This window comes from Leekyejoonella antrihumi (genome assembly GCF_007845645.1).
Lineage (GTDB): Bacteria > Actinomycetota > Actinomycetes > Actinomycetales > Dermatophilaceae > Leekyejoonella > Leekyejoonella antrihumi.
On the sequence record NZ_VCQV01000005.1, the window covers coordinates 22,183 to 41,131 of the forward strand.

14 protein-coding genes are annotated in these 18,949 nt (G+C 68.2%); 5 read left to right on the forward strand and 9 right to left on the reverse strand.

Annotation, left to right across the window (positions count from 1 at the left end; translation table 11 throughout):
* Nucleotides 1-87 precede the first annotated feature (87 nt).
* Both FGL98_RS05035 and FGL98_RS05040 read right to left on the reverse strand, forming a co-directional pair.
* Nucleotides 88-1,512: a class I adenylate-forming enzyme family protein gene (locus tag FGL98_RS05035; RefSeq protein WP_146315652.1), complete on the reverse strand. Its 1,425-nt coding sequence runs from the start codon at nt 1,510-1,512 to the stop codon at nt 88-90.
* Nucleotides 1,509-3,101 carry an AMP-binding protein gene (locus FGL98_RS05040; protein WP_146315653.1) on the reverse strand — a complete coding sequence of 531 codons (1,593 nt, stop codon included), beginning with the start codon at nt 3,099-3,101 and terminating at the stop codon, nt 1,509-1,511. Before FGL98_RS05040 ends, FGL98_RS05035 begins: the two co-directional genes overlap by 4 nt.
* Before the next feature lie 158 nt (nt 3,102-3,259).
* On the opposite strand from FGL98_RS05040, the gene FGL98_RS05045 reads away from it, so the two are divergent.
* Nucleotides 3,260-3,889, forward strand: a complete 630-nt coding sequence (locus FGL98_RS05045; protein WP_146315654.1) for a TetR/AcrR family transcriptional regulator — start codon at nt 3,260-3,262, stop codon at nt 3,887-3,889.
* Here the strand turns inward: FGL98_RS05045 and holA are convergent.
* The 4 genes from holA to hflX form a co-directional block, all read right to left on the reverse strand.
* Entirely contained in the window at nt 3,886-4,863 is a 978-nt protein-coding gene (holA, locus tag FGL98_RS05050) for a DNA polymerase III subunit delta (RefSeq protein ID WP_146315655.1), read from the reverse strand. The two genes, FGL98_RS05045 and holA, sit on opposite strands and share 4 nt — an antisense overlap.
* A 75-nt stretch (nt 4,864-4,938) precedes the next feature.
* Nucleotides 4,939-7,212 (reverse strand): ATP-dependent DNA helicase, encoded by a 2,274-nt coding sequence (locus FGL98_RS05055; protein WP_146315656.1) that lies wholly within the window; start codon nt 7,210-7,212, stop codon nt 4,939-4,941.
* 220 nt (nt 7,213-7,432) lie between these two features.
* Nucleotides 7,433-10,102, reverse strand: a complete 2,670-nt coding sequence (locus FGL98_RS05060; RefSeq protein ID WP_146315657.1) for an MGH1-like glycoside hydrolase domain-containing protein — start codon at nt 10,100-10,102, stop codon at nt 7,433-7,435.
* A gap of 198 nt (nt 10,103-10,300) precedes the next feature.
* Nucleotides 10,301-11,773 carry a GTPase HflX gene (gene hflX, locus FGL98_RS05065; protein WP_146315658.1) on the reverse strand — a complete coding sequence of 491 codons (1,473 nt, stop codon included), beginning with the start codon at nt 11,771-11,773 and terminating at the stop codon, nt 10,301-10,303.
* 256 nt (nt 11,774-12,029) lie between these two features.
* Here hflX and FGL98_RS05070 point away from each other — a divergent pair, with 256 nt between their 5' ends.
* Both FGL98_RS05070 and FGL98_RS05075 read left to right on the forward strand, forming a co-directional pair.
* The gene (locus FGL98_RS05070; RefSeq protein ID WP_246136376.1) at nt 12,030-12,956 is read left to right on the forward strand and encodes a hypothetical protein; all 927 of its coding nucleotides are present in this window, start codon (nt 12,030-12,032) and stop codon (nt 12,954-12,956) included.
* A 124-nt stretch (nt 12,957-13,080) separates the two neighbouring features.
* A complete protein-coding gene (locus FGL98_RS05075) occupies nt 13,081-13,692 on the forward strand; it encodes a class I SAM-dependent methyltransferase (protein WP_146315659.1) in 612 nt (203 codons plus the stop codon).
* Here FGL98_RS05075 and dapF read toward each other — a convergent pair.
* Together dapF and miaA are read right to left on the reverse strand one after the other, a co-directional pair.
* The gene (dapF, locus tag FGL98_RS05080) at nt 13,676-14,533 is read right to left on the reverse strand and encodes a diaminopimelate epimerase (RefSeq protein WP_246136377.1); all 858 of its coding nucleotides are present in this window, start codon (nt 14,531-14,533) and stop codon (nt 13,676-13,678) included. The two genes, FGL98_RS05075 and dapF, sit on opposite strands and share 17 nt — an antisense overlap.
* Before the next feature lie 4 nt (nt 14,534-14,537).
* Entirely contained in the window at nt 14,538-15,467 is a 930-nt protein-coding gene (gene miaA, locus FGL98_RS05085) for a tRNA (adenosine(37)-N6)-dimethylallyltransferase MiaA (RefSeq protein WP_146315661.1), read from the reverse strand.
* Between the two features lie 195 nt (nt 15,468-15,662).
* Here miaA and FGL98_RS26690 point away from each other — a divergent pair, with 195 nt between their 5' ends.
* Nucleotides 15,663-15,791 (forward strand): hypothetical protein, encoded by a 129-nt coding sequence (locus tag FGL98_RS26690; RefSeq protein WP_281289149.1) that lies wholly within the window; start codon nt 15,663-15,665, stop codon nt 15,789-15,791.
* Between the two features lie 225 nt (nt 15,792-16,016).
* Complete coding sequence (locus FGL98_RS05090) at nt 16,017-17,438, forward strand: DEAD/DEAH box helicase (protein WP_146315662.1); 1,422 nt, start codon at nt 16,017-16,019, stop codon at nt 17,436-17,438.
* Nucleotides 17,439-17,454: 16 nt separating this feature from the next.
* On the opposite strand, the gene trpS is transcribed toward FGL98_RS05090, so the two are convergent.
* Nucleotides 17,455-18,561 (reverse strand): tryptophan--tRNA ligase, encoded by a 1,107-nt coding sequence (gene trpS / locus FGL98_RS05095; protein WP_246136378.1) that lies wholly within the window; start codon nt 18,559-18,561, stop codon nt 17,455-17,457.
* Nucleotides 18,562-18,949 lie beyond the last annotated feature (388 nt).

The window sequence follows — 18,949 nt, forward strand, 5'->3', positions numbered from 1 at the left end:
ACCAGAGCGCGCACGCAAGGCGTAAATCTACCAGGGGCCCAGCAAGACGCCCAAATCGGTGGCCGATCGCGGGCTTTGCCGTTCGTCTCAGTCGGCCGCGGGGAGCTCGGCGACCTGGTGATACGACTTGGGGATCTTGTACCTCGCCAGGCGCTGCGGCAGGTTGCTTCTGAGCCGGTCGACCAGATTACTCCAGTCCGCGGGGTCTTCGGGCACGATGTATGCGGTCACTGCCTCGCCCCACGTGGGGTCGGGCTCCCCCGTGATGCGCGCCCGGAGGACACCGGCAACGGACTCCACTGCCTCGGCCACCTGACCTGGGTACACGTGGTACGAACCCGTGTTGATCATGCCGTCAAGGCGCCCGGCCAGGTGCACATAGCCCCCATCGTCGAGGTAGGCAACGTCCCCGAGGGAGCACCATCCCTCGGGGTCGAGGAGTTCCGGCGACACCATCGGGCTGCGGGTCTGCAGCTCGCCGTAGCCGGGCGGCTTCCCCGGGGCATCCCCGAGGCGAACCTCGATCTGGGGGATGAATCGGCCACAGCTGCTCGCCAGCTCATCGTCGCCGGCGAGGATCTGCTCGTGTTCGCTGGTTCCCAGAACCGCCAGAGGCCAGCCGGCCTCGAACCGTCCGTACAGCTGGACCATCGACGGCCCGAGCACCCGCCGGACCCGCCGCAGCTCGGTCGCCGCCAACGGTGCTCCGCCGTAAAGGGTGTGCCGCAGGGACAGGACCGCGTCCTCCTGGGCCCGGTCGGCCATCCTGGTCAGCATGCCCGGAACCCCAAAAGTCGCGGTGACGTGGTGCTCGTGGACGGCCTGCAGCGCGCGATCCGCGTCGAACCGGTCCAGGACGACTTGCGGCAGACCCATCGACAGGAACGGAAAGCTCGCGACCATCCCCGTGCCGTGCATCAGCTGCTGCATGGTGAGCAGCACTTCTCGATCGTCGAAGCCGGGGCCGTACCAGCCGGTCCGGTACAGCTCGCGATTGATCCGCAGCACCGCGTCCCAGTTGCCATAGGAGGTCGTGACGGCGTGCAGCGCGCCGCCCACGACCTGGCGTGGATAGAGGACCAACGTGGTGTCCGAGTCCACCTCGATCTGGTCGGTCCAGGATGAGCCCGACGGAGGAACTCCGTCGTAGCCGAGCACGTCCCCGGTCAGCCCCGCGACGTGCTCCTCGTCAGCGAGGACCAGGTCGACCGCGGCGCCCGCAAAGACCGCGCTCGCCTCGACGGGCGGAACATCCGGGTCGACGGGAACCCTCGTCGCTCCGATCCACTCGACGGCGAGAAATGCCTCGTAGGCCGCGAACCCATTGCGGTACATCAACCCGATCCGGCGACCCGTCAGGCCACGGGCGACGAGGGCGCCCGCCAACCGACAGGTTCGCTCTGCGATCTCGCGGCCGGTACGCGCCCCCTGGTCGCCAACCAGAAGGTCACGATCGGCTGCCGAGTGAAGCGCAGTCCGGATGTTCTGACCGGCGACGACCGTGGCACTCACCTGCCGGCCCCGGTCAGCTGGGTGCGCAGCTCGGCGCGCTGCACCTTGGCTCCGCCGAGCACCGTGGGCAGCTCAGTGCGGTACTCGATTCTGGCGGGGCACTCCCGCTCAGTGAGCGTGCTGCGGACAAAGGCGAGGATGCTCGACGTCAACTCGTCATCGGGTGAACACCCCGGACGGAGCTGAACCACCGCCACCACGGACTGCCGGTCCGGTTCGCCCATCCCGATCACGCCGCAGTTGGCGACATCCGGGTGCCCCGTCACGGCCGCCTCCACCAGGTGCGGATACACCACGGCCCCGTCAATCGTGATGGTGTCGACTGCGCGATCGGCGTAGTACAGGTATCCGTCCTCGTCCAGGTAACCCACATCGAACGGGCGGAACCAGTCGCCGGGAAAGGTTGCCTCCGCGGTCTTCTCCGGCATCCCCCAGTACTCACCGAGTGACATCGCGCTGCGCACCGCAATCTCCCCGACCTCACCCGGAGCCAGCGTGTTTCCTTCCTGGTCCTTGATGGCGATCTCGAAGAACGGACCGCCGCTTCGACCCACGCTGGCGCGGCGCTCCGGATGCCCGTCGAGCTCGTGGGGCAACAGGCGGGTGGTGATGGCGCCCTGCTCGGTCGAGCCGAATCCGTGCGCCCAGACCGGTCCGAGCAGCTTGGTCGTCCGGTCCAGCAGGTCGGGAGTGCCGAAGAAGATGACGACCCGGCGCAACCGGTGGTCGATCCCGCCACGCTTCTCGACCTCGTCCAGAATCGGTCCCCACAACGGCCCGGGCGCGAACGTCGCGGTGACCCCCTCGCGCAGGATCGTGTCCACGATGACCTCCGGATCGAACTCGGCATCGTCCAGCAACACCGACCGTGCGCCTCGAATCAGGTACGGGTAGAGCGTCTGGAAGCCGGCTGCCCACTGCAGCGCGTGGAAGTGCAGATTGACGTCGTCGAGACCGACGGGCGGGATGCCGGGGCCGAAGGTGTCGAAATGGTGCAGGTTGTGGTCGATGACCGCCTGCCAGGAGCGATAGGTCTTCACCCATGGTTTGGGGTGCCCCGTCGTGCCCGAGCTGAGCTGCAGGAAGTTCGCCGCGTTCTCGTCGACGTCCAGCAGCGGCTCCGACGCCCGACCCGCAGCCACGACGTCCGCATAGGGCACCGCCCACTCCGGGGCATCCGGGCCGATGGCGATCAGGTGCTTCACGGTCTGCAGCCGACTACGACAGGACTCGATCTCCTTGGTGAATCGCGTGTCGAACAACAGTGCGGTGGCGCCGACGTGGTCCAAGGACCAGACGTGGTCATCCATCGCGATGTGCGTGTGCAGCACCTCGCGCACCAGGTTGTGCTTCTCACAACCCAACCAGATCTGGAAGACCTCGGGCGTGTTGTAGGCGAGCACGCCGACCCGATCACCGCGCCGCACGCCGAGCTCAACCATCCCCGACCCGATCCGGTTCGCCGACTCATTGAGCTCGGCAAAGCTCTGGGAGCTCGTCGTGCCGTCACCGGCCACGGCAGTGAGTGCCGTCTTGGCCCCGAACCATACGGCTGCCAACCGCGTCAACGATCCTGCTTCGACCTGCATAAGGGTGACTCCTTCGTCTCGTGCAGACGGTCCGGGAGGTGCAGGCCACGGTGAAACGGCATGCCGAAGCGGCTCCTCCGCACATGGTTGAGACTAGTCTGTCTCATATATAGGATCTTGTCCGGACCGAATCGCAGTGTCAAGGAGAAGATGAGGCAATGAGTCAGACAAAGGTCGGACAGCCGCAGCGCGCACCCGGTCGCGGCGGTGTGGCGGCACTGCCGGCTCGCGAGCGCATTCTCGCCGCGGCCACGCGGATGTTCTACCACCAGGGCATCACCAACACCGGCATCGACGCCGTCATCGAGTCCGCCGGCGTCGCCAAGATGTCGCTGTATCGACACTTCGGCTCCAAGGACCAACTCATCGTGGAATGCCTGGCCCGGCTCGACACGCGCTACCACAACTGGTTCGTCGAGCAGGTGGAAAACCACGACGTCGAGCCGACCGAGAGGGTGCTGAGCGTCTTCGACGTGCTCGACGAGTGGTTCCATGACGACCACTTCCGCGGATGTGCGTTCATCAACGCCACCGTCGAGCTCGCCGACCGGTCGCATCCGGCGCGGCAGCCGGCCATGGCCCACAAGCGCCGCAATCGAGAGTATGTGGAGCAGCTGGTCGAGCGTGCCGACCTACCGGACCCGCCAGTCCTTGCCCGGCAGATCATGCTCCTCATCGAGGGCGCCATTGTCACCGCGCTGGTGCAGGAGGATCTGGACGCGGCCCTGGACGCCAAGGACGTCGCTCGGCACCTGCTGGAAGCCGTCTGCGCACGACCTCGGCGCTAGCCAGCCCGACCGGTCGCCGCGCCATGCCGCTGCGCGGTGATCGCGAGCACGGCCTGCTCCACGGCATACACGGGGTCGCGCCCGCCGCCCTTGACCGCGAAGTCGGCTGCTGCCACGGCCTGGATCGCGCGACCGAGTCGGTCGCCGTCCCAGCCACGAGCCGCCTGCCGGGCGCGGTCGACCTGCCAGGGAGCCATTCCCAGCGACTTCGCCAGCGCACCCGATGACCCGCCGCCGGCGGTGGCCACGCGCGCCACCTGACGCAGCTGACTGGCCAGCACCGCGACGATCGGCACCGGGTCCACCCCGGAGGCGAGCGCGTGCCGCAGCAGCCGCAGCGCGTCGGCCGCGTTGCCGGCGACGGCGGCGTCGGCCACCCGGAAACCGGTGGCCTCCACCTTCCCCCCGTAGTACAGGGCAACCCGGCCCTCGTCGACCACACCGGCAGTGTCGGCGATGAGCTGCTGGCACGACGATGCCAGCTCGGAAAGGTCCTTGCCCACCGCCTCGAGCAGCGCGCGCACTGCATCGGGCGTGATCTTGCGCCGCGCCACCTGAAACTCGCCCATGACGAACGAGGACTTGTCCCGGTCCGACTTGATGGCGGGCGCGTCGATGACCCGAGCATCGGCGTTCTTCAGGGCCGTCAGCGCCTTCTTCCCGCGCTGACCGCCCTTGTGCAGCACGGTCAGCCAGACGTCCTGCAGGTCGGTCTCGACCAGCGCCACGACGTCCTGGACCAGATCGTCGCCGCCCTCGTCCAGATCGCGCACCACGAGCAGCTTGGTGCCGCTGAAGAGACTCGGGCTCGCGTGCATCGCCAGCTCCCCGGGCTGGTAGGTGCTCGCCTCCATCCGGATGACCTCGGTCTCGGGGTCAACGGCTCGGTAGGCCTCGATCGTGCTGGCCAGCGCTCGATCGGCCAAGACCTGCTCGGGCCCGGCGATCAGCACATATGTCGGCATCCCGGTCATCGGGGGCAACGGCCTCGTGCGGTGGTTCTCATGTCACAACCCTGCCATCTCCGTCCGACACGCACGGGCTGGGTGTCAGCTCTCCAGGGAGAGGCCGAGACTCGTGGCTCGTGCGGCCGCCTCGGACACGGCAACGTCGAGGTGATCCGCAAGCTCCTCCAGCGTCAGGCCGAGGTCCGCACCATCACGCAGCTCCTCGTCGTCCTCGGCAGTCCAGTCCCGCTCGCCCACCGATCCCGACGGGTCGTGGCCTGGCGCGATTCGCGCCTCCTGCGGGCTGGGGTCGGCCGGCAGCCCGGAGTCCTCCGACTCGGTCACCGGCATCGTGACGGTGGGCTCGGCAGTGGGCGCCGCCTCCTTCTGCCCGCTCATCACGGCCAGGCTGCGCTCGGCCGGGCGCTCCACGGGGACCACCGGGTCCGCGGTCTCGTGCAGCCGTTTGAGTGCCTGCAGCACGAGACCACGATCCGTCGTGGGCCAGAACGGCGGCAGCGAGCGCTGAAGGAACCCGGCATACCGTGCCGAGATCATCCTCGAGTCGAGGAACGCGACGACACCGCGGTCCGAGGACCGCCGGATCAGGCGTCCTGCACCCTGGGAGAGGCGAAGCGCCGCGTGGGTGGCCGACACGGCCATGAATCCGTTGCCGCCCATCTTGGCGATCGCCTGGGACCGCGCCGATGCCAGTGGGTCGTCCGGCCGGGGAAAGGGTATGCGGTCGATCAGCACCAGCTGGCAGGCCGAGCCAGGCACGTCGACGCCCTGCCACAAGGACATCGTCCCGAACAGACAGGTGGTCGCGTCCGACGCGAACGCCCGCACGAGCGTAGAGGTCTGGTCGTCGCCCTGACACAGCACCGGGATGTCGTCACCGAACCGGATTCGCATCTCCTCCGCGGCGGCCTTCGCGGCGCGGGTCGATGAGAACAGGCCGAGGGTGCGTCCGCCGGCCACCCGGATCAGCGTCTCGATCTCGTCCATGGTCGCGGTCGACGTGCCGTCCCGGCCGGGCGCCGGCAGGTGCTGCGCGACATACGCAATGGCCTGCGTCGGGTAGTCGAAGGGTGAGCCGACGTCGAGGCCCGACCACGGCGGCCCGCCTTCGCCGCGTAGGCCGAGGGTGCCGGCGATGGCGTCGAACGTGCCACCGAGCTCGAGGGTCGCGGAGGTCATGACCACGGTCCGATCGTCGAAGACCTTGTCGCGCAGCAGCATTGCCACACTCATCGGCGCGACGCGCAGCACACTCCCCCGGCGTGGGTCCTGGCTGACCCACGTCACGTCGAGCTCCCGCTCCTCCAGGATGCGCTCTGCATTGTCGAAGAGCTCGTCTACGGCAGCGCGGGCCATCTGACGCGACCCGTCATTGTCGGCCGGCGACGCGGGCTTGAGCTCGCTCTGCACCTCGCGCGCCGCATCGCGCAACCGGGTCAGCGCGAGCGCGAGGTTGTCGGGCACCCCCATCAGGCGGCCCTCGGCGAGCTGCCCGAGGATCTGGTCGAAGAACTCGCCCATCTCACCCAGCGTGGCCGTGTCGGCCAGCCGGCCGCAGCGTTTTACGGCCGTCGAGATCATCCCGGCCGTGAGATCGTCGGTGATCGTGGAGGTGACCCGGTCGACCAGCTCGTGCGCCTCGTCGATGATCAGCAGGTCGTGCTCCGGCAGCATCTGGCGGCCCTCGAAGGCGTCGATCGCCATGAAGCTGTGGTTGGTCACGACGACGTCGACGTCCTTGGCAGCGGCGCGCGCACGCTCGACGAAGCACTCCTGCACCATCGGGCACTTCTGGCCCAGACACTGGTCGGCGGACACCGACACCTGCCGCCAGGCGCGCTCGCTGACACCTGGCACCAGCTCGTCACGGTCGCCCGAGTCGGTCTCGTCGGCCCACTCCCGCAGCCGGGTGACCTCCTGGCCCAGGCGCCCCGCCCCGGCATCGACGTCACCGACCGAGATCAGACCCTCATCCTCGTCCGGATATCCGCCCACCAGCTTGTGCTGACACAGGTAGTTGCGCCGCCCCTTCACCAGGCCGTAGGTCGGCCGGCGGCCGAGCACCGGGCGCAGCGCGTCCGCGATCCGCGGCAGGTCGCGGTCGACGATCTGGGCCTGCAGCGCCAGGGTGGCCGTCGCAACGATCGCGGGTCGGCCGGTCTCCACCGCATGCTTGATCGCCGGCACCAGGTAGGCAAGCGACTTGCCGGTCCCGGTGCCGGCCTGGACGAGCAGGTGGGAGCCCTCCGCGACGGAGTCGGTCACCGCGTGCGCCATCTGCACCTGCCCCGGGCGCTCCACTCCTCCGACTCCCTGGACGGCGGCGTGCAGGAGTGCGTCGAGGTCGGCAGGCATTGCCCCAGCGTATGCCGCACCCCCGCCCCCGCGGGAAGGGCACCGACTCGCTGTGGACAGTCCGTCCTACAACGGGTCACCGTCGGCGATCACGGCACCGTGCTGCAGTGAAATCGCAGGCTATAGCGCGCGGATCCACTGCGGACCGACGGGGACCGTCGGGCGTGCAGTGAAGTCGCAGGCTATAGCGCGCGGATCCACTGCAGCCGGGGCCGGCGGCCTAGGAGAACATCCGTCCGTGCGGTGCGCAGATCAGGTGCGCGACCAGCGCGGTCCACCCCGTCTGGTGGGTAGCCCCCAGCCCCGCGCCGTTGTCACCGTCGAAGTATTCGCAGAAGGTCACGTGCTCGTCCCACAACGGTCCGCTCGGGTACCACCGCGGCGTGCCGGGCCGGCGACCGTCGACACCGGGACGGAAGAGATCGACCATACGACCGGTCAGGTCTGCTGCCGCATCGGCGATCGAGCCTTCGTGTCCCGAGCCCGTCGGACACTCGAGCCGCGCCTGCGGGTTCGCGACCGCAAGCGTGCGCAACGCGTCGAGCAGCAGGAAGTTGACCGGGAACCAGATCGGTCCCCGCCAGTTCGAGTTGCCGCCGAACAGTGCCGTGTCAGACTCCGCGGGGTTGTAGCGGATCGAGAGGTTCGCGCCGTCGACATCCATCGTGAACTGCTCGCGGTAGGCGGCCGAAAGCGACCGGATGCCATGGGGTCCGAGGAACTCCGACTCGTCCAGCAGGTGCCCCAGCAGCCGCGCGCGACGCTCCTTGCCGACCAGCGTCATCGTGATGCGCTGGTCGTCCGTCGACTCGTGGTGCATGAGCACGTCCGCGAGCTGAGGGTCCCGACGGGACACCCACTGGACCTCCGAGATGAGACCGGGCAGCTCGTCGAGTACGGCGGGATGCACGGTCTCGACCGCAATCAGGGGCAGCAGCCCCACCAGCGATCGGACGGGTAGCTGCTCCGAGGTGCCGTCCGGGCGCACGATCGCGTCGTAGTAGAACCCGTCCTCCTGCGACCACAGCGAGATGCCCTGATGCCCGAAGTTGTCCATCGCGCCGGCCAACCGCAGGAAGTACTCGAAGAAAGTCCGTGCGGTGCTGTCCCAGCCGGGCTTCGTCCGCGCCAGCTCCACGGCGATGCGCAGCATCGACAGCGAGTAGAACGCCATCCAGCTGGTGGCGTCCGACTGCTCGAGCCGCATCCCGTTCGGGAGAGGCTGCGATCGGTCGAACAGGCCGATGTTGTCCATCCCGAGGAAGCCGCCCTCGAAGAGGTAGGACCCGTCGGCATCCTTGCGGTTGATCCACCACGAGAAGTTCAGCAGCAGCTTGGAGAAGATGCGGACCAGGAACTCGTGGTCGCGGCCACCGTCGATCGTGAAGACCTGCCAGGCGGCCCAGGCGTGGACCGGCGGGTTGACGTCGTTGAAGTTCCACTCGTAGGCGGGCAGCTGCCCGTTCGGGTGCTGCGCCCACTCACGGCACATCAACTCGAGCTGGCTCTTGGCGAACGCCGGATCGATCTCGGCGAGCGGCACCGTGTGGAAGGCCAGGTCCCAGGACGCGAACCACGGGTACTCCCACGAGTCGGGCATCGAGATGATGTCGGCCACGTCGAAGTGGGTCCAGGTCGCATTGCGTCCGCTGTGTCGGTCCCTGCGGTCCGCGGGAGGTGCCGGCTCCCCCGGATCGCCCTCCAGCCACTCGTTGACGGAGTAGCGGAACAGCTGTTTGCCCCACAGCAGACCCGCAAACGCCCGCCGCGCGATGTGCTTGTCCTGATCACCGGCGGACTCGGGGATCACGGCGTCATAGAAGTCGTCGGCCTCGCCGCGACGGTGCTCGACCACACCGGTGAAGTCCTCGCCGAACGCGTCGCCGGTGGCCGCCTCCATCGGCGCCACGCCCGCACCGTTCGCGGCCGCCGGGCTTACTCCGCGAAGCCTCAGCCGCACGGTGACGCTCTCCCCTGCCGGCACCGAGTCGTAGTGCCACCAGAAGCCGACCTTCGTGCCTGCATCGGCTCGCACGTGCGAGGTGTCGCCGTGGACGATCGCGTCGTCGAGGCCGTCCGTGGGACAGTCGGTCACGTTGGCTGAACCGAACAGCCGCTCGTTGTTGGACTCGTTGTCACAGAACAAGATCCGCGGATCGCCGTCCGCGATGAGCTGGTAGCTGCCCAGCCAGGCGTGGGAGATGTCAACCGCCCCACCGCGCAATTCCATCGTCGGCTTGCGGTCGTCGCGTCCCCACGCCCAGGTGTTGCGGAACCAGCCCTGCGGCATCAGATCCAGGGGCGCGGCATCCGGCCCCTGATTGGTGACGCGGATCTCCATGCCGATGTCCATCGGGCCGGCCTTGGCATACGTGACGTGTACGTCGAAGAACCGATTGTCCTCCAGGACACCGGTGTCGGTCAGCTCGTACTCGGGGTCGAGCCGGCCGCGGCTCGCGGACCCGGCCAGCAGGTCCGCATACGGGAAGGCCGCCTGGGGGTAACGGTAGAGCCAGGTGGCGTAGGAGTGCGTCGGGGTGGCATCGATGGGCCACCACACCTCTTTGACGTCCTCGCCGTGGTTGCCCTGAGCATTCGTCAGGCCGAAGAAGCGCTCCTTGAGGCGGTCGTCGTGACCGTTCCAGAGCGCGACACCAAGGTTGAAGAACCCGAACCTGTCGCACAGTCCGGCGAGACCGTCCTCGCCCCATCGGTAGGACCGTCGGTGCGCCTGGTCGAAGGGAAGGTAGGCCCAGGCGTCCCCATCGGCCGAATAGTCCTCCCGGACCGTCCCCCACTGGCGTCCCGACACGTACGGGCCCCAGAGCTTCCACGGGGAGTCATCGGTCGGCGACGCCGCTATCCGGGCGTGCTCGGCGCTCTGCGTCACAGCGTGTTACGGGATGCGGACGCCGAATACGGACAGCACCGCCTGCAGCACGCAGGCTCCGCAGAAGACCGCGAAGAAGAGGGCAAAAGTGGCCAGCATTCCCCGCACGATGTTGTAACCCATGGTCGTGTGCGCTCCTTTGTCGTCAAACTCCGCCAGGGTGAGCCTACGACGTGAGCCTAGCGCGCCGAGACCGGGTCACACGAGGTAGGCAGTGAGGTCGCCCCGCAGGATGCGGGTCACCTTCGCGTGCATATGAGTGCCGTCCGGAGTGTGGTCGCTGCTGATGACGTCGCCCTCGTGGTGAATGCGGCTCAGCAGGTCGCCTCGGTCATAGGGCAGCAGTACCTCCACGCGCAGGTCGGGATGCGGCAGCTCACGGTCAATCAGGTCCCGCAGGTCATCGAACCCGGCGCCGGTGCGCGCCGACACGACCACCGAGTGCTTCTCGGCACGCTGCAGTCGAGCGATGACGTCCGGCGGCGCAAGGTCTGCCTTGTTGATCACGATGACCTCTTTGATGTCGGTCGCACCGACGTCGGCGAGCACGCCCCGCACCGCGGTGATCTGCGACTCGGGGTCCGGGTGCGAGCCGTCCACGACGTGCAGCACCAGATCGGCGTCGGCAACCTCCTCCAGGGTGGAGCGGAATGCCTCGACCAGCTGGTGGGGCAGGTCTCGCACGAAACCAACGGTGTCGGCCAGGGTGTACAGATGGCCGTCCGAGGTCTCTGCGCGCCGGACCGTCGGGTCCAGCGTGGCGAACAGCTGGTTCTGCACCAGCGCTCCGGCGTCGGTGAGCCGGTTCAGAATCGAGGACTTGCCGGCGTTGGTGTAGCCGGCGATGGCCACCGACGGCACGTGGTTCACCTGACGTGAGTGCCGCTTGGTGTCGCGCATGGTCTTCATGCCGCCCAGCTCGCGCTTGAGCTTGGACATGCGGGTGTTGATGCGCCGGCGATCCAGCTCGATCTTGGTCTCACCAGGGCCGCGGGAGCCCATGCCCTGACCCGTCGCGCCTGCCTGGCCACCGGCCTGCCGGGACATCGAGGCGCCCCAGCCGCGCAGCCGCGGGAGGAGGTATTGCAGCTGGGCGAGCTCGACCTGGGCCTTGCCCTCCTTGGATTTGGCGTGCTGGGCGAAGATGTCCAGGATCAACGCGGTGCGGTCGATGACCTTGACCTTGACGACGTCCTCCAGGCCACGCCGCTGGCTCGGAGCCAGCTCACCGTCGGCGATGACCGTGTCGGCGCCCTCCGCGATGACCAGGTCGCGCAGCTCGACCGCCTTACCGGAGCCCATCCAGGTGCCGGGATCCGGACGCATCCGCCGCTGCAGCACCCCGGCCAGCACGGTCGAACCCGCGGTCTCGGCGAGCGCGGACAGCTCGCGCAGGGAGTTCTCCGCGTCCTCGATGGTGCCCTCACCCCATACCCCCGCGAGGACCACCCGCTCCAGCCGCAACTGGCGGTACTCGACCTCGGTGACGTCCTGCAGCTCGGTGGACAGGCCCTCGACCCGGCGCAGCGCCGCGCGCGCCTCGCGGTCGAACTGCTCACCGTCCGGCGACCCGTCGATCAAGAAGCCCGACTCGTCGTATCGCGTGTCCAGGTCTTCCCGGTCGGCCAGCGCCTCTGCGTGCCCCTCGAGAAAGTCGTTGTGTGCGGTCATGTTCTCCCTTGCGTCACTGACATGCTTGCAAACATCAACGCCGCGCGCGACCGCTTTATGCCAGTCTCCGAGCCGTCCGGCCGCGCCCAACAGCCGCATATCCGTGCCCACGCACGCCAAATGCTGCCGGACCGGCCTCACCACCGCGCATATCCGTGCCCACGCACGCCATTTGCCGTGCCAGGACGTCCGCCGACTGCACATTCGCCTGTGGAAAACTCCAAACGGTGCCCTTGCGGCTGGCACGGTCGTGGATATGGCGCCTGCACACCTGGATCCGAGTCGTCCGTTCCGCTATCGGACCGCCCTGGCAGCCGGTGTCTCACGATCCGTGCTGGAGTCACCCGCCTACACCCGACTGTGGCAGGACTGCTACGTCAGCGCACTTGTGCCGATCACGCCTCAGCTGCTGATCCAGGGCGCCCTGCTGGTCGTTCCTGGTGCGTGGTGCGTCAGCCATCACAGCGCTGCCCGCATGCTCGGCGGCGTCGTGCCTGACACTGCCGTCGTCCACCTCGGTGGTGACCGTGCGCTGCGCACAGGTCGCGCCGACATCAGGCTGCATCGTTATCGTCGGCGGCCTTCGACGACCTGGGCACGTGGTATCCGGGTGACTGATCGGGTGCAGACCTTTCTCGACCTGGCGGCGGTGCTCGATCTCGTCGACCTCGTGGTGCTCGCTGACTCCTTTGCCAGGTCCGACGAGCAGTTCCTGGCTGAACTGGTCGAGGCAGCTGGAAGCTACTCCGGCAAGGGCGCCCACCTCGCACGTCGAGCAGCCGGTCTGGCTCGGGCACGCGTCGACTCACCGAATGAGTCGAGGCTGCGGCTGCTGATGGTGCTCGCCGGGCTTCCTGAACCGGTGGTCAACCTCGAGCTCCATGACAAATGTGGCCGGGTGCGGTACCGCATCGATCTGTCGTATCCCGATGCCCGCCTCGCGATCGAGTACGACGGGCGGCACCACATCGACCGTCGGCGGCAGTGGACCGCGGACCTGGCCCGACGGGAGGACATCGAGGGCGAGGACTGGCGGTTCATCGTCGTCATCGCCACCGATCTCTTCGCCACGCCGGATCGGACTCTGCACCGCATCACCACCGCCATGCGCGAGCGCGGGATGCCGGTCCCCTGTCTGGACACCACGTGGTGCCGCTACTTTCCCGGGCGCACCGGTCCTTGAGGCGCATATCCGTGCCCACGCACGCCAAATGCTGCCGGACCGGGCTCACCACCGCGCATATCCGTGCCCACGCACGCCGTATGCCGCACGCCGGGTCCCAGCCAGATCAGTAGGCTGTGTGGCGATGTCCGACCACTACTTCACCGCGCAGCCGGCCAGCGACGACGAGCGCCGGACGATGAATGTGCCGCTCGCCGGTGCGACGCGCGAGATCGTCACGGCGCCCGGGATCTTCTCCCCCGACCGCATCGACCAGGGCACCACCGTGCTGCTGACTCATGCGCCGCCGCCGCCTTCCACGGGCACCTTCCTCGATCTCGGATGCGGCTGGGGACCAGTAGCGCTCACGCTCGCGCTCGCCGCGCCGGCAGCGACGGTGTGGGCGGTCGACGTCAACGAGCGTGCGCTCGACCTCACGCGGACCAACGCGAGGTCGCTCGGCCTGTCGGGTGTCACCGCAACGACGCCGGATGCTTTGCCCGCCGAGGTCCGGTTCGACCTCATCTGGTCCAACCCGCCGATCCGGGTGGGCAAGAAGGTGCTGCACGACCTGATGCGCACCTGGCTGCCGCGGATGTCCGAGCACGGCACGGCCTACCTGGTGGTGCAGCGGAACCTCGGTTCGGACTCCCTGCAGCGCTGGCTGAACGACGAGCTGTCCGGCGACGGGCTCGTGACCACGCGATATACGAGCATCCGGGGATTCCGGATCCTGCAGGTCACTCGGGAAGGGTGACCTCTCCGGTGGCGACGATCTGCGCCGGTCCGGACAGCGCCACCCGATGGAGCAGGAGGTGCACGCCGAGCCGCCCGCCCGGAAGGTCGACGTTCCAATTCAGGTGGTCCACCGGCTGACCGCCCCACCACCAGGTGGCGATTGCCGCAGCCGCCGCACCAGTGCCACACGACTGGGTCTCCCCCACACCACGCTCATGCACCCGCATGCTGATGTGCCCTGGAGCGTGAGCCCGGACGAACTCGACATTCGTGCCGTGCGGAGGCTCCGGATCCACCTTCGGCGGGTGGGTCAGATCGAGTCCGTCGAGATCGACCGAGGGCGGCAGTGCGATGACGGTATGCGGGTTGCCCAGGTCGACACTCAGCGCAGGCAGCGGTTCGGCGGCACCGACGACCTGGACCACGCTGTCCATCCCTCGCTCCTGAGCCTCATCGAGACGGCTCAACCGCCACTCGCCCAGATCCGTGCGGTAGCCGTTCGGGACGAGGTTGATGCGCTTGCTCCCGGCGCGCGTCGCGATCTCGAACTCGGGACCATCGGCCAGGTCGTGGTCGACGAGGTATTTCGCGAACACCCGGGTGCCGTTGCCGCACATCTCGGCCGCCGACCCGTCGGCGTTGCGATAGTCCATGAACCACTCCGGCCCGTCGGCCACCGCCGGCTCGCCGCTGGCGGCCGACCGGACGATGCGGATCAGCCCGTCTCCGCCGATCCCGCCACGCCGGTCGCACAGGAAGGCGACCTGCGCCGGCGTCAGGTCGACCTGCCCGTCCACATCCGGGATGAGCACGAAGTCGTTGTGCGTGCCGTGGCCTTTGGCGAACTGGATGGTCGTCACGTGGTCATCCTCTCGCATCAACCTGCGCCGCCGCTCGAACCGCCTGCAACGCCCGATCCGTGAGGTTCGCCGCGTCGTGCGGCAGCCATACGACCCGCGGGTCCGGACGGAACCACGACAGCTGACGACGCGCGAGCTTGCGGGTGGCTGAGCACGTTGACGTCCTCGCCTCCTCCTCACCGAGACGACCGTCGATCTGCGCCAGTGCCTGGGCGTAGCCGATCGCCCGGCTGGCGGTGCGCCCGTCTCGCAGCCCATGGTCGATGAGCCCGCGCACCTCCTCGAGCAGACCGGCTTCCCACATGTGGTGGACGCGTTGCTCGATACGTTCGTCGAGAACCTCCCGAGGCGCCTTGAGCCCGATCATCAGCGTCGGGCGCTCATAGGTGCGAGTCGGCATGGTGGCGCTGAACGGTCGGCCGGTGACATCGATGACTTCCAGCGCTCGCACGATCCGGCGCCCGTTCGTGGCGAGAATCTGCGCCGCAGCCACGGGGTCGCGCTCCGCGAGCACGGCGTGCAGCTCTGCCGTACCGCGCTCCTGCAGCCGCTCCTCCCAGGCCGCCCGAACCTGCGGGTCGGTAGGAGGGATCTCCAGGTGATCCAGCGATGCCCGCACATAGAGGCCGGAGCCACCCACCAGGATCGGCTGCCGGCCGCTCGCGCGGATGCGGTCGAGGTCCTCACGCGAATGCCTTTGGTATGCCGCGACACTCGCCTCGTCGCGAACATCGAGCACATCCAGCTGGTGATGTGGCACGCCAGCCCGCTGCGCCATCGTCAGCTTGGCTGTGCCGATGTCCATGCCTCGATAGAGCTGGGAGGCATCGGCGTTGACGATCTCGCCGTCGAGCGCGTGTGCAAGCGCAACACCGAGGTCGGACTTGCCGACGGCTGTCGGACCGACGACGGCGATGATCTCTGGCGCACTCATCTGGTCGAGTCTGCCAACTCCTTCACTGGACGGTGTACCGGGTGCCGTACTCCAGCGGCACCGTTGCCACCAGCTCGGCATACGTCGCCGGCGCTGAGCAGACACGACGGCTGCTGCCCGCCCCGGGCGCTCTCGATGTGATGGGCGAGGGCCGTCGGCTGGCCAGACCCCCTGCCGAGGGTGGAGGCTGGCCCTATGAGTACCCAAAACACGAACGACGCCTACGACAAGCAGGAAGAGGAGGTCGCCACCGAGGAGGGGATGCCGCCGAGTCCCCAGGAGCAGGCCGACGACCGCGAGGCGGACTCCGAAGACGAGCGCTGAACCACTGCTGCGCCCCCTGAGTGCCGTGTGTCCCTGCTCACACGCGGCCGTCTGAATGCGAGTTCCCAGGGGGCGGTGCGGTAGCCTCCTGGTTAGCAGTTCGTCCAGTCTTACCTCGAGCTGTGGGTGTGTTGCAGCGAATGGCTCCGCACCGGCCGTTCTTTTGACTCCACGGAGTCCTCGTCTGGCTGTGGTGAGACAGTTCCCACAGAAGAGTCTATTTTCTTGTCTACTCAGAGCTTCACCGATCTCGGTGTGCCCGCTTCCCTGGCCGACATCCTTGCCTCGCAAGGAATCGACACCCCCACTCCGATCCAGGCAGCGACGCTGCCTGACTCCCTTGCCGGCCGGGACGTGCTCGGCCGCGGCCGTACCGGTTCGGGCAAGACGTTCGCGTTCCTGCTGCCGCTCGTGGCACGCCTCGCCGCGTCGGGGCAGCCACGCCGCCCCAAGCAGCCACGCGCCCTGATTCTCGCCCCCACCCGCGAGCTGGTCGGCCAGATCGAGCGAGCACTCGCGCCGATGGCCCAGTCGGCGGGCATGTCCACCCTCACCGTCTTCGGCGGCGTCGGCCAAAACCCTCAGGTCCGCGGACTCCAGCGTGGTGTCGACGTGCTCGTCGCCTGCCCGGGTCGGCTCGATGACCTGATCGGTCAGGGCCATGCGTCGCTCGCCGGCGTGGAGATCACCGTGCTCGACGAAGCCGACCACATGGCCGACCTCGGCTTCCTGCCGGTCGTGCGCCGCCTGCTGAAGCAGACGCCCGATCGCGGTCAGCGCCTGCTCTTCTCGGCCACCCTCGACTCCGGCGTCGGTGTCATCGTCAAGCAGTTCCTGCACAACCCGGTGACCCACGAAGCCGACTCGGCACAGTCTCCGGTCTCGCAGATGAGCCACCACGTGCTGCACATCGGACGCGACCACCGCGTGCCGATCCTCGTCGACCTCACCAGTGCACCCGGACGCACGGTCATCTTCACGCGCACCAAGCACGGTGCCAAGGCCCTCTCGCGTCAACTCAACAGTCAGGGTGTGCCCGCGATCGAGCTGCACGGGAACCTCAGCCAGAACGCCCGCACCCGCAACATGGCAGCGTTCCACGACGGCCGGGCCAACACCCTCGTTGCCACGGACGTCGCGGCCCGCGGCATCCACGTGGACGATGTCGCGCTGGTCATTCACGCGGACCCGCCCACCGAGCACAAGGCCTACCTGCACCGGTCCGGCCGGACCGCGCGCGCTGGTGCCGAGGGCACCGTGATCACCTTGATGACCGACGACCAAGTCCGCGACGTGCGCAGCCTCACGCGGGCCGCCGGCATCAAGCCGACGACCACGCGAGTCGCCGACACGACGCACCCGGTGCTGCGGACGCTCGCTCCCGGCGAGCGGACACTGGTAGCCGGCGGACTTGCACCGCTGGTCGCCCCCCAGACGAATAATGGTCGGAGCAACAACGGCTCACGCTCGAAGAAGCCGGCCCGCGCGTCTGGTGGCGGTGGCCGCACGTCCTCGCAGCGCCGCACGTCGCCCGGCAGCTCGGAGCGTCGCAGTTCCGGTGGTGCCGGTCGCGGCCGATCGGGCCCCGGCGCCGGCTCAGCCGGACGCTCGCACAACGCAGCGGACTTCAGCCGCGGGCGTCGCTGACGCAGCTCGCCACCGTTCAGTAGGTCATCTGCATGACCTGCCGAACGGTGGCCAGCGTCGCCTCGGCGATCTCGTCCGCCCGTGCGTTTCCCGCGCGAAGCACATCTCGTAGGTAGGCCTGGTCGGCCGCGAGTTCGGCACGTCGCCGACGGTGGCCGGCCAGGCCTTCGTTGACTGCCTCGATCACGACCTTCTTCAGCTGCGCCGCTCCCCCGTCGCCGACCTGTTCGGCGATCTGCTGCGGGCTCTCGCCGCGGAAGAGCGCGGCAGTGGTCAGCATGCTCGAGACCTCGGGGCGCCGGCCCGGCTCGAACGTGATTCGCCGCTCGGAGTCGGTGCGGGCCTTGCGGATCAGCGCCGCCGTCTCGTCGGCGGTCGCTGCCAGGGTGACACTGTTGCCGCGGCTCTTCGACATCTTCTGGCCGTCCAGGCCGAGCACCAGCGGTGCGTCCGAGAGCAACGCGTCGGGCTCGCGGAACACCTCCTGCCCACCGGCATACCTGCGGTTGAACCGGCGAGCGATGAGGCGTGTCTGCTCCACGTGTGGCAGGTTGTCCCGGCCGATCGGCACGACGTTCGCGTGGCAGAAGAGGATGTCGGCGGCCTGGTGCACCGGATAGGTCAGCAGCAGGCCGGACAGCGGCCGGCCGTCCGTGGCCGCGAGCTCGTCCTTGACGGTCGGGTTGCGGCGTAGCTCGGAGTCGGTGACCAGCGACAGGAACGGCAGGAGCAGCTGGTTGAGGGCCGGCACCGCGGAGTGCGTGAAGATCGTCGATTGCTCGGGGTCGATGCCTGCCGCGAGATAGTCGAGCACGCAGCCCATCACGTTGTCCTGGATCGCACCGACCGAGTCACGATCGGTGATGACCTGGTAGTCGGCTACGAGAACCAGGCTCTCGATGCCCTTGTCCTGCAGCTCGACTCGAGACCGCAGACTCGCGAGGTAGTGCCCGATGTGGAGCGGTCCGGTCGGGCGGTCTCCCGTCAACACCCGAAGTTTGACGCGGCCAGATGACTCCGGATCGTCAATCAGCTCGTGCAGCAAGACACTTCGAGACGCCGCCGCGTCGAAGGACGGATCGGTCGACATGTCGCTCGGGGTGCTGGTTGGTAGGACTGTCATGATGGGCTTCCTTTTACGGATCGAGCCCTCAGGCGAGCGTCAGCCAATGCTGGCACAGCACAACGCCGCCCAAGGGCGGCGTGATGGATCGAGTCTTGTCAGCGGCCGCCTGTCAGGGCAGCCACCAGCAGCGGCGAGAGATCGCAATCGGACTCATGGGTGCAGCATACGGGCGAGGCGGTGGAGCTGTCACGCGCACGTTTGGACAGTGCACGCGAGGATGCCCAAGGTAGCCCGGATCGCGCTCTCGGGGATGACTGGGAAGATGCCCCGTGGGCGGTAGGACTTCCTCGATCCCAGTCCAGTCGTAGTAGGAGGTCACCAGGGTGCCGTGCTCGGCCGGCTCGAGCCGGTAGCCGTACCGGTGGTCCAGCGGCGGCTGCACGGT

Coding starts and splice junctions, on each gene's coding strand:
- FGL98_RS05040 (WP_146315653.1), bottom strand. CDS start 3,101: ATGCAGGTCGAAGCAGGATCGTTGACGCGGTTGGCAGCCGTATGGTTC.
- FGL98_RS05045 (WP_146315654.1), top strand. CDS start 3,260: ATGAGTCAGACAAAGGTCGGACAGCCGCAGCGCGCACCCGGTCGCGGC.
- holA (WP_146315655.1), bottom strand. CDS start 4,863: ATGACCGGGATGCCGACATATGTGCTGATCGCCGGGCCCGAGCAGGTC.
- FGL98_RS05055 (WP_146315656.1), bottom strand. CDS start 7,212: ATGCCTGCCGACCTCGACGCACTCCTGCACGCCGCCGTCCAGGGAGTC.
- hflX (WP_146315658.1), bottom strand. CDS start 11,773: ATGACCGCACACAACGACTTTCTCGAGGGGCACGCAGAGGCGCTGGCC.
- FGL98_RS05070 (WP_246136376.1), top strand. CDS start 12,030: ATGGCGCCTGCACACCTGGATCCGAGTCGTCCGTTCCGCTATCGGACC.
- FGL98_RS05075 (WP_146315659.1), top strand. CDS start 13,081: ATGTCCGACCACTACTTCACCGCGCAGCCGGCCAGCGACGACGAGCGC.
- miaA (WP_146315661.1), bottom strand. CDS start 15,467: ATGAGTGCGCCAGAGATCATCGCCGTCGTCGGTCCGACAGCCGTCGGC.
- FGL98_RS26690 (WP_281289149.1), top strand. CDS start 15,663: ATGAGTACCCAAAACACGAACGACGCCTACGACAAGCAGGAAGAGGAG.
- trpS (WP_246136378.1), bottom strand. CDS start 18,561: ATGACAGTCCTACCAACCAGCACCCCGAGCGACATGTCGACCGATCCG.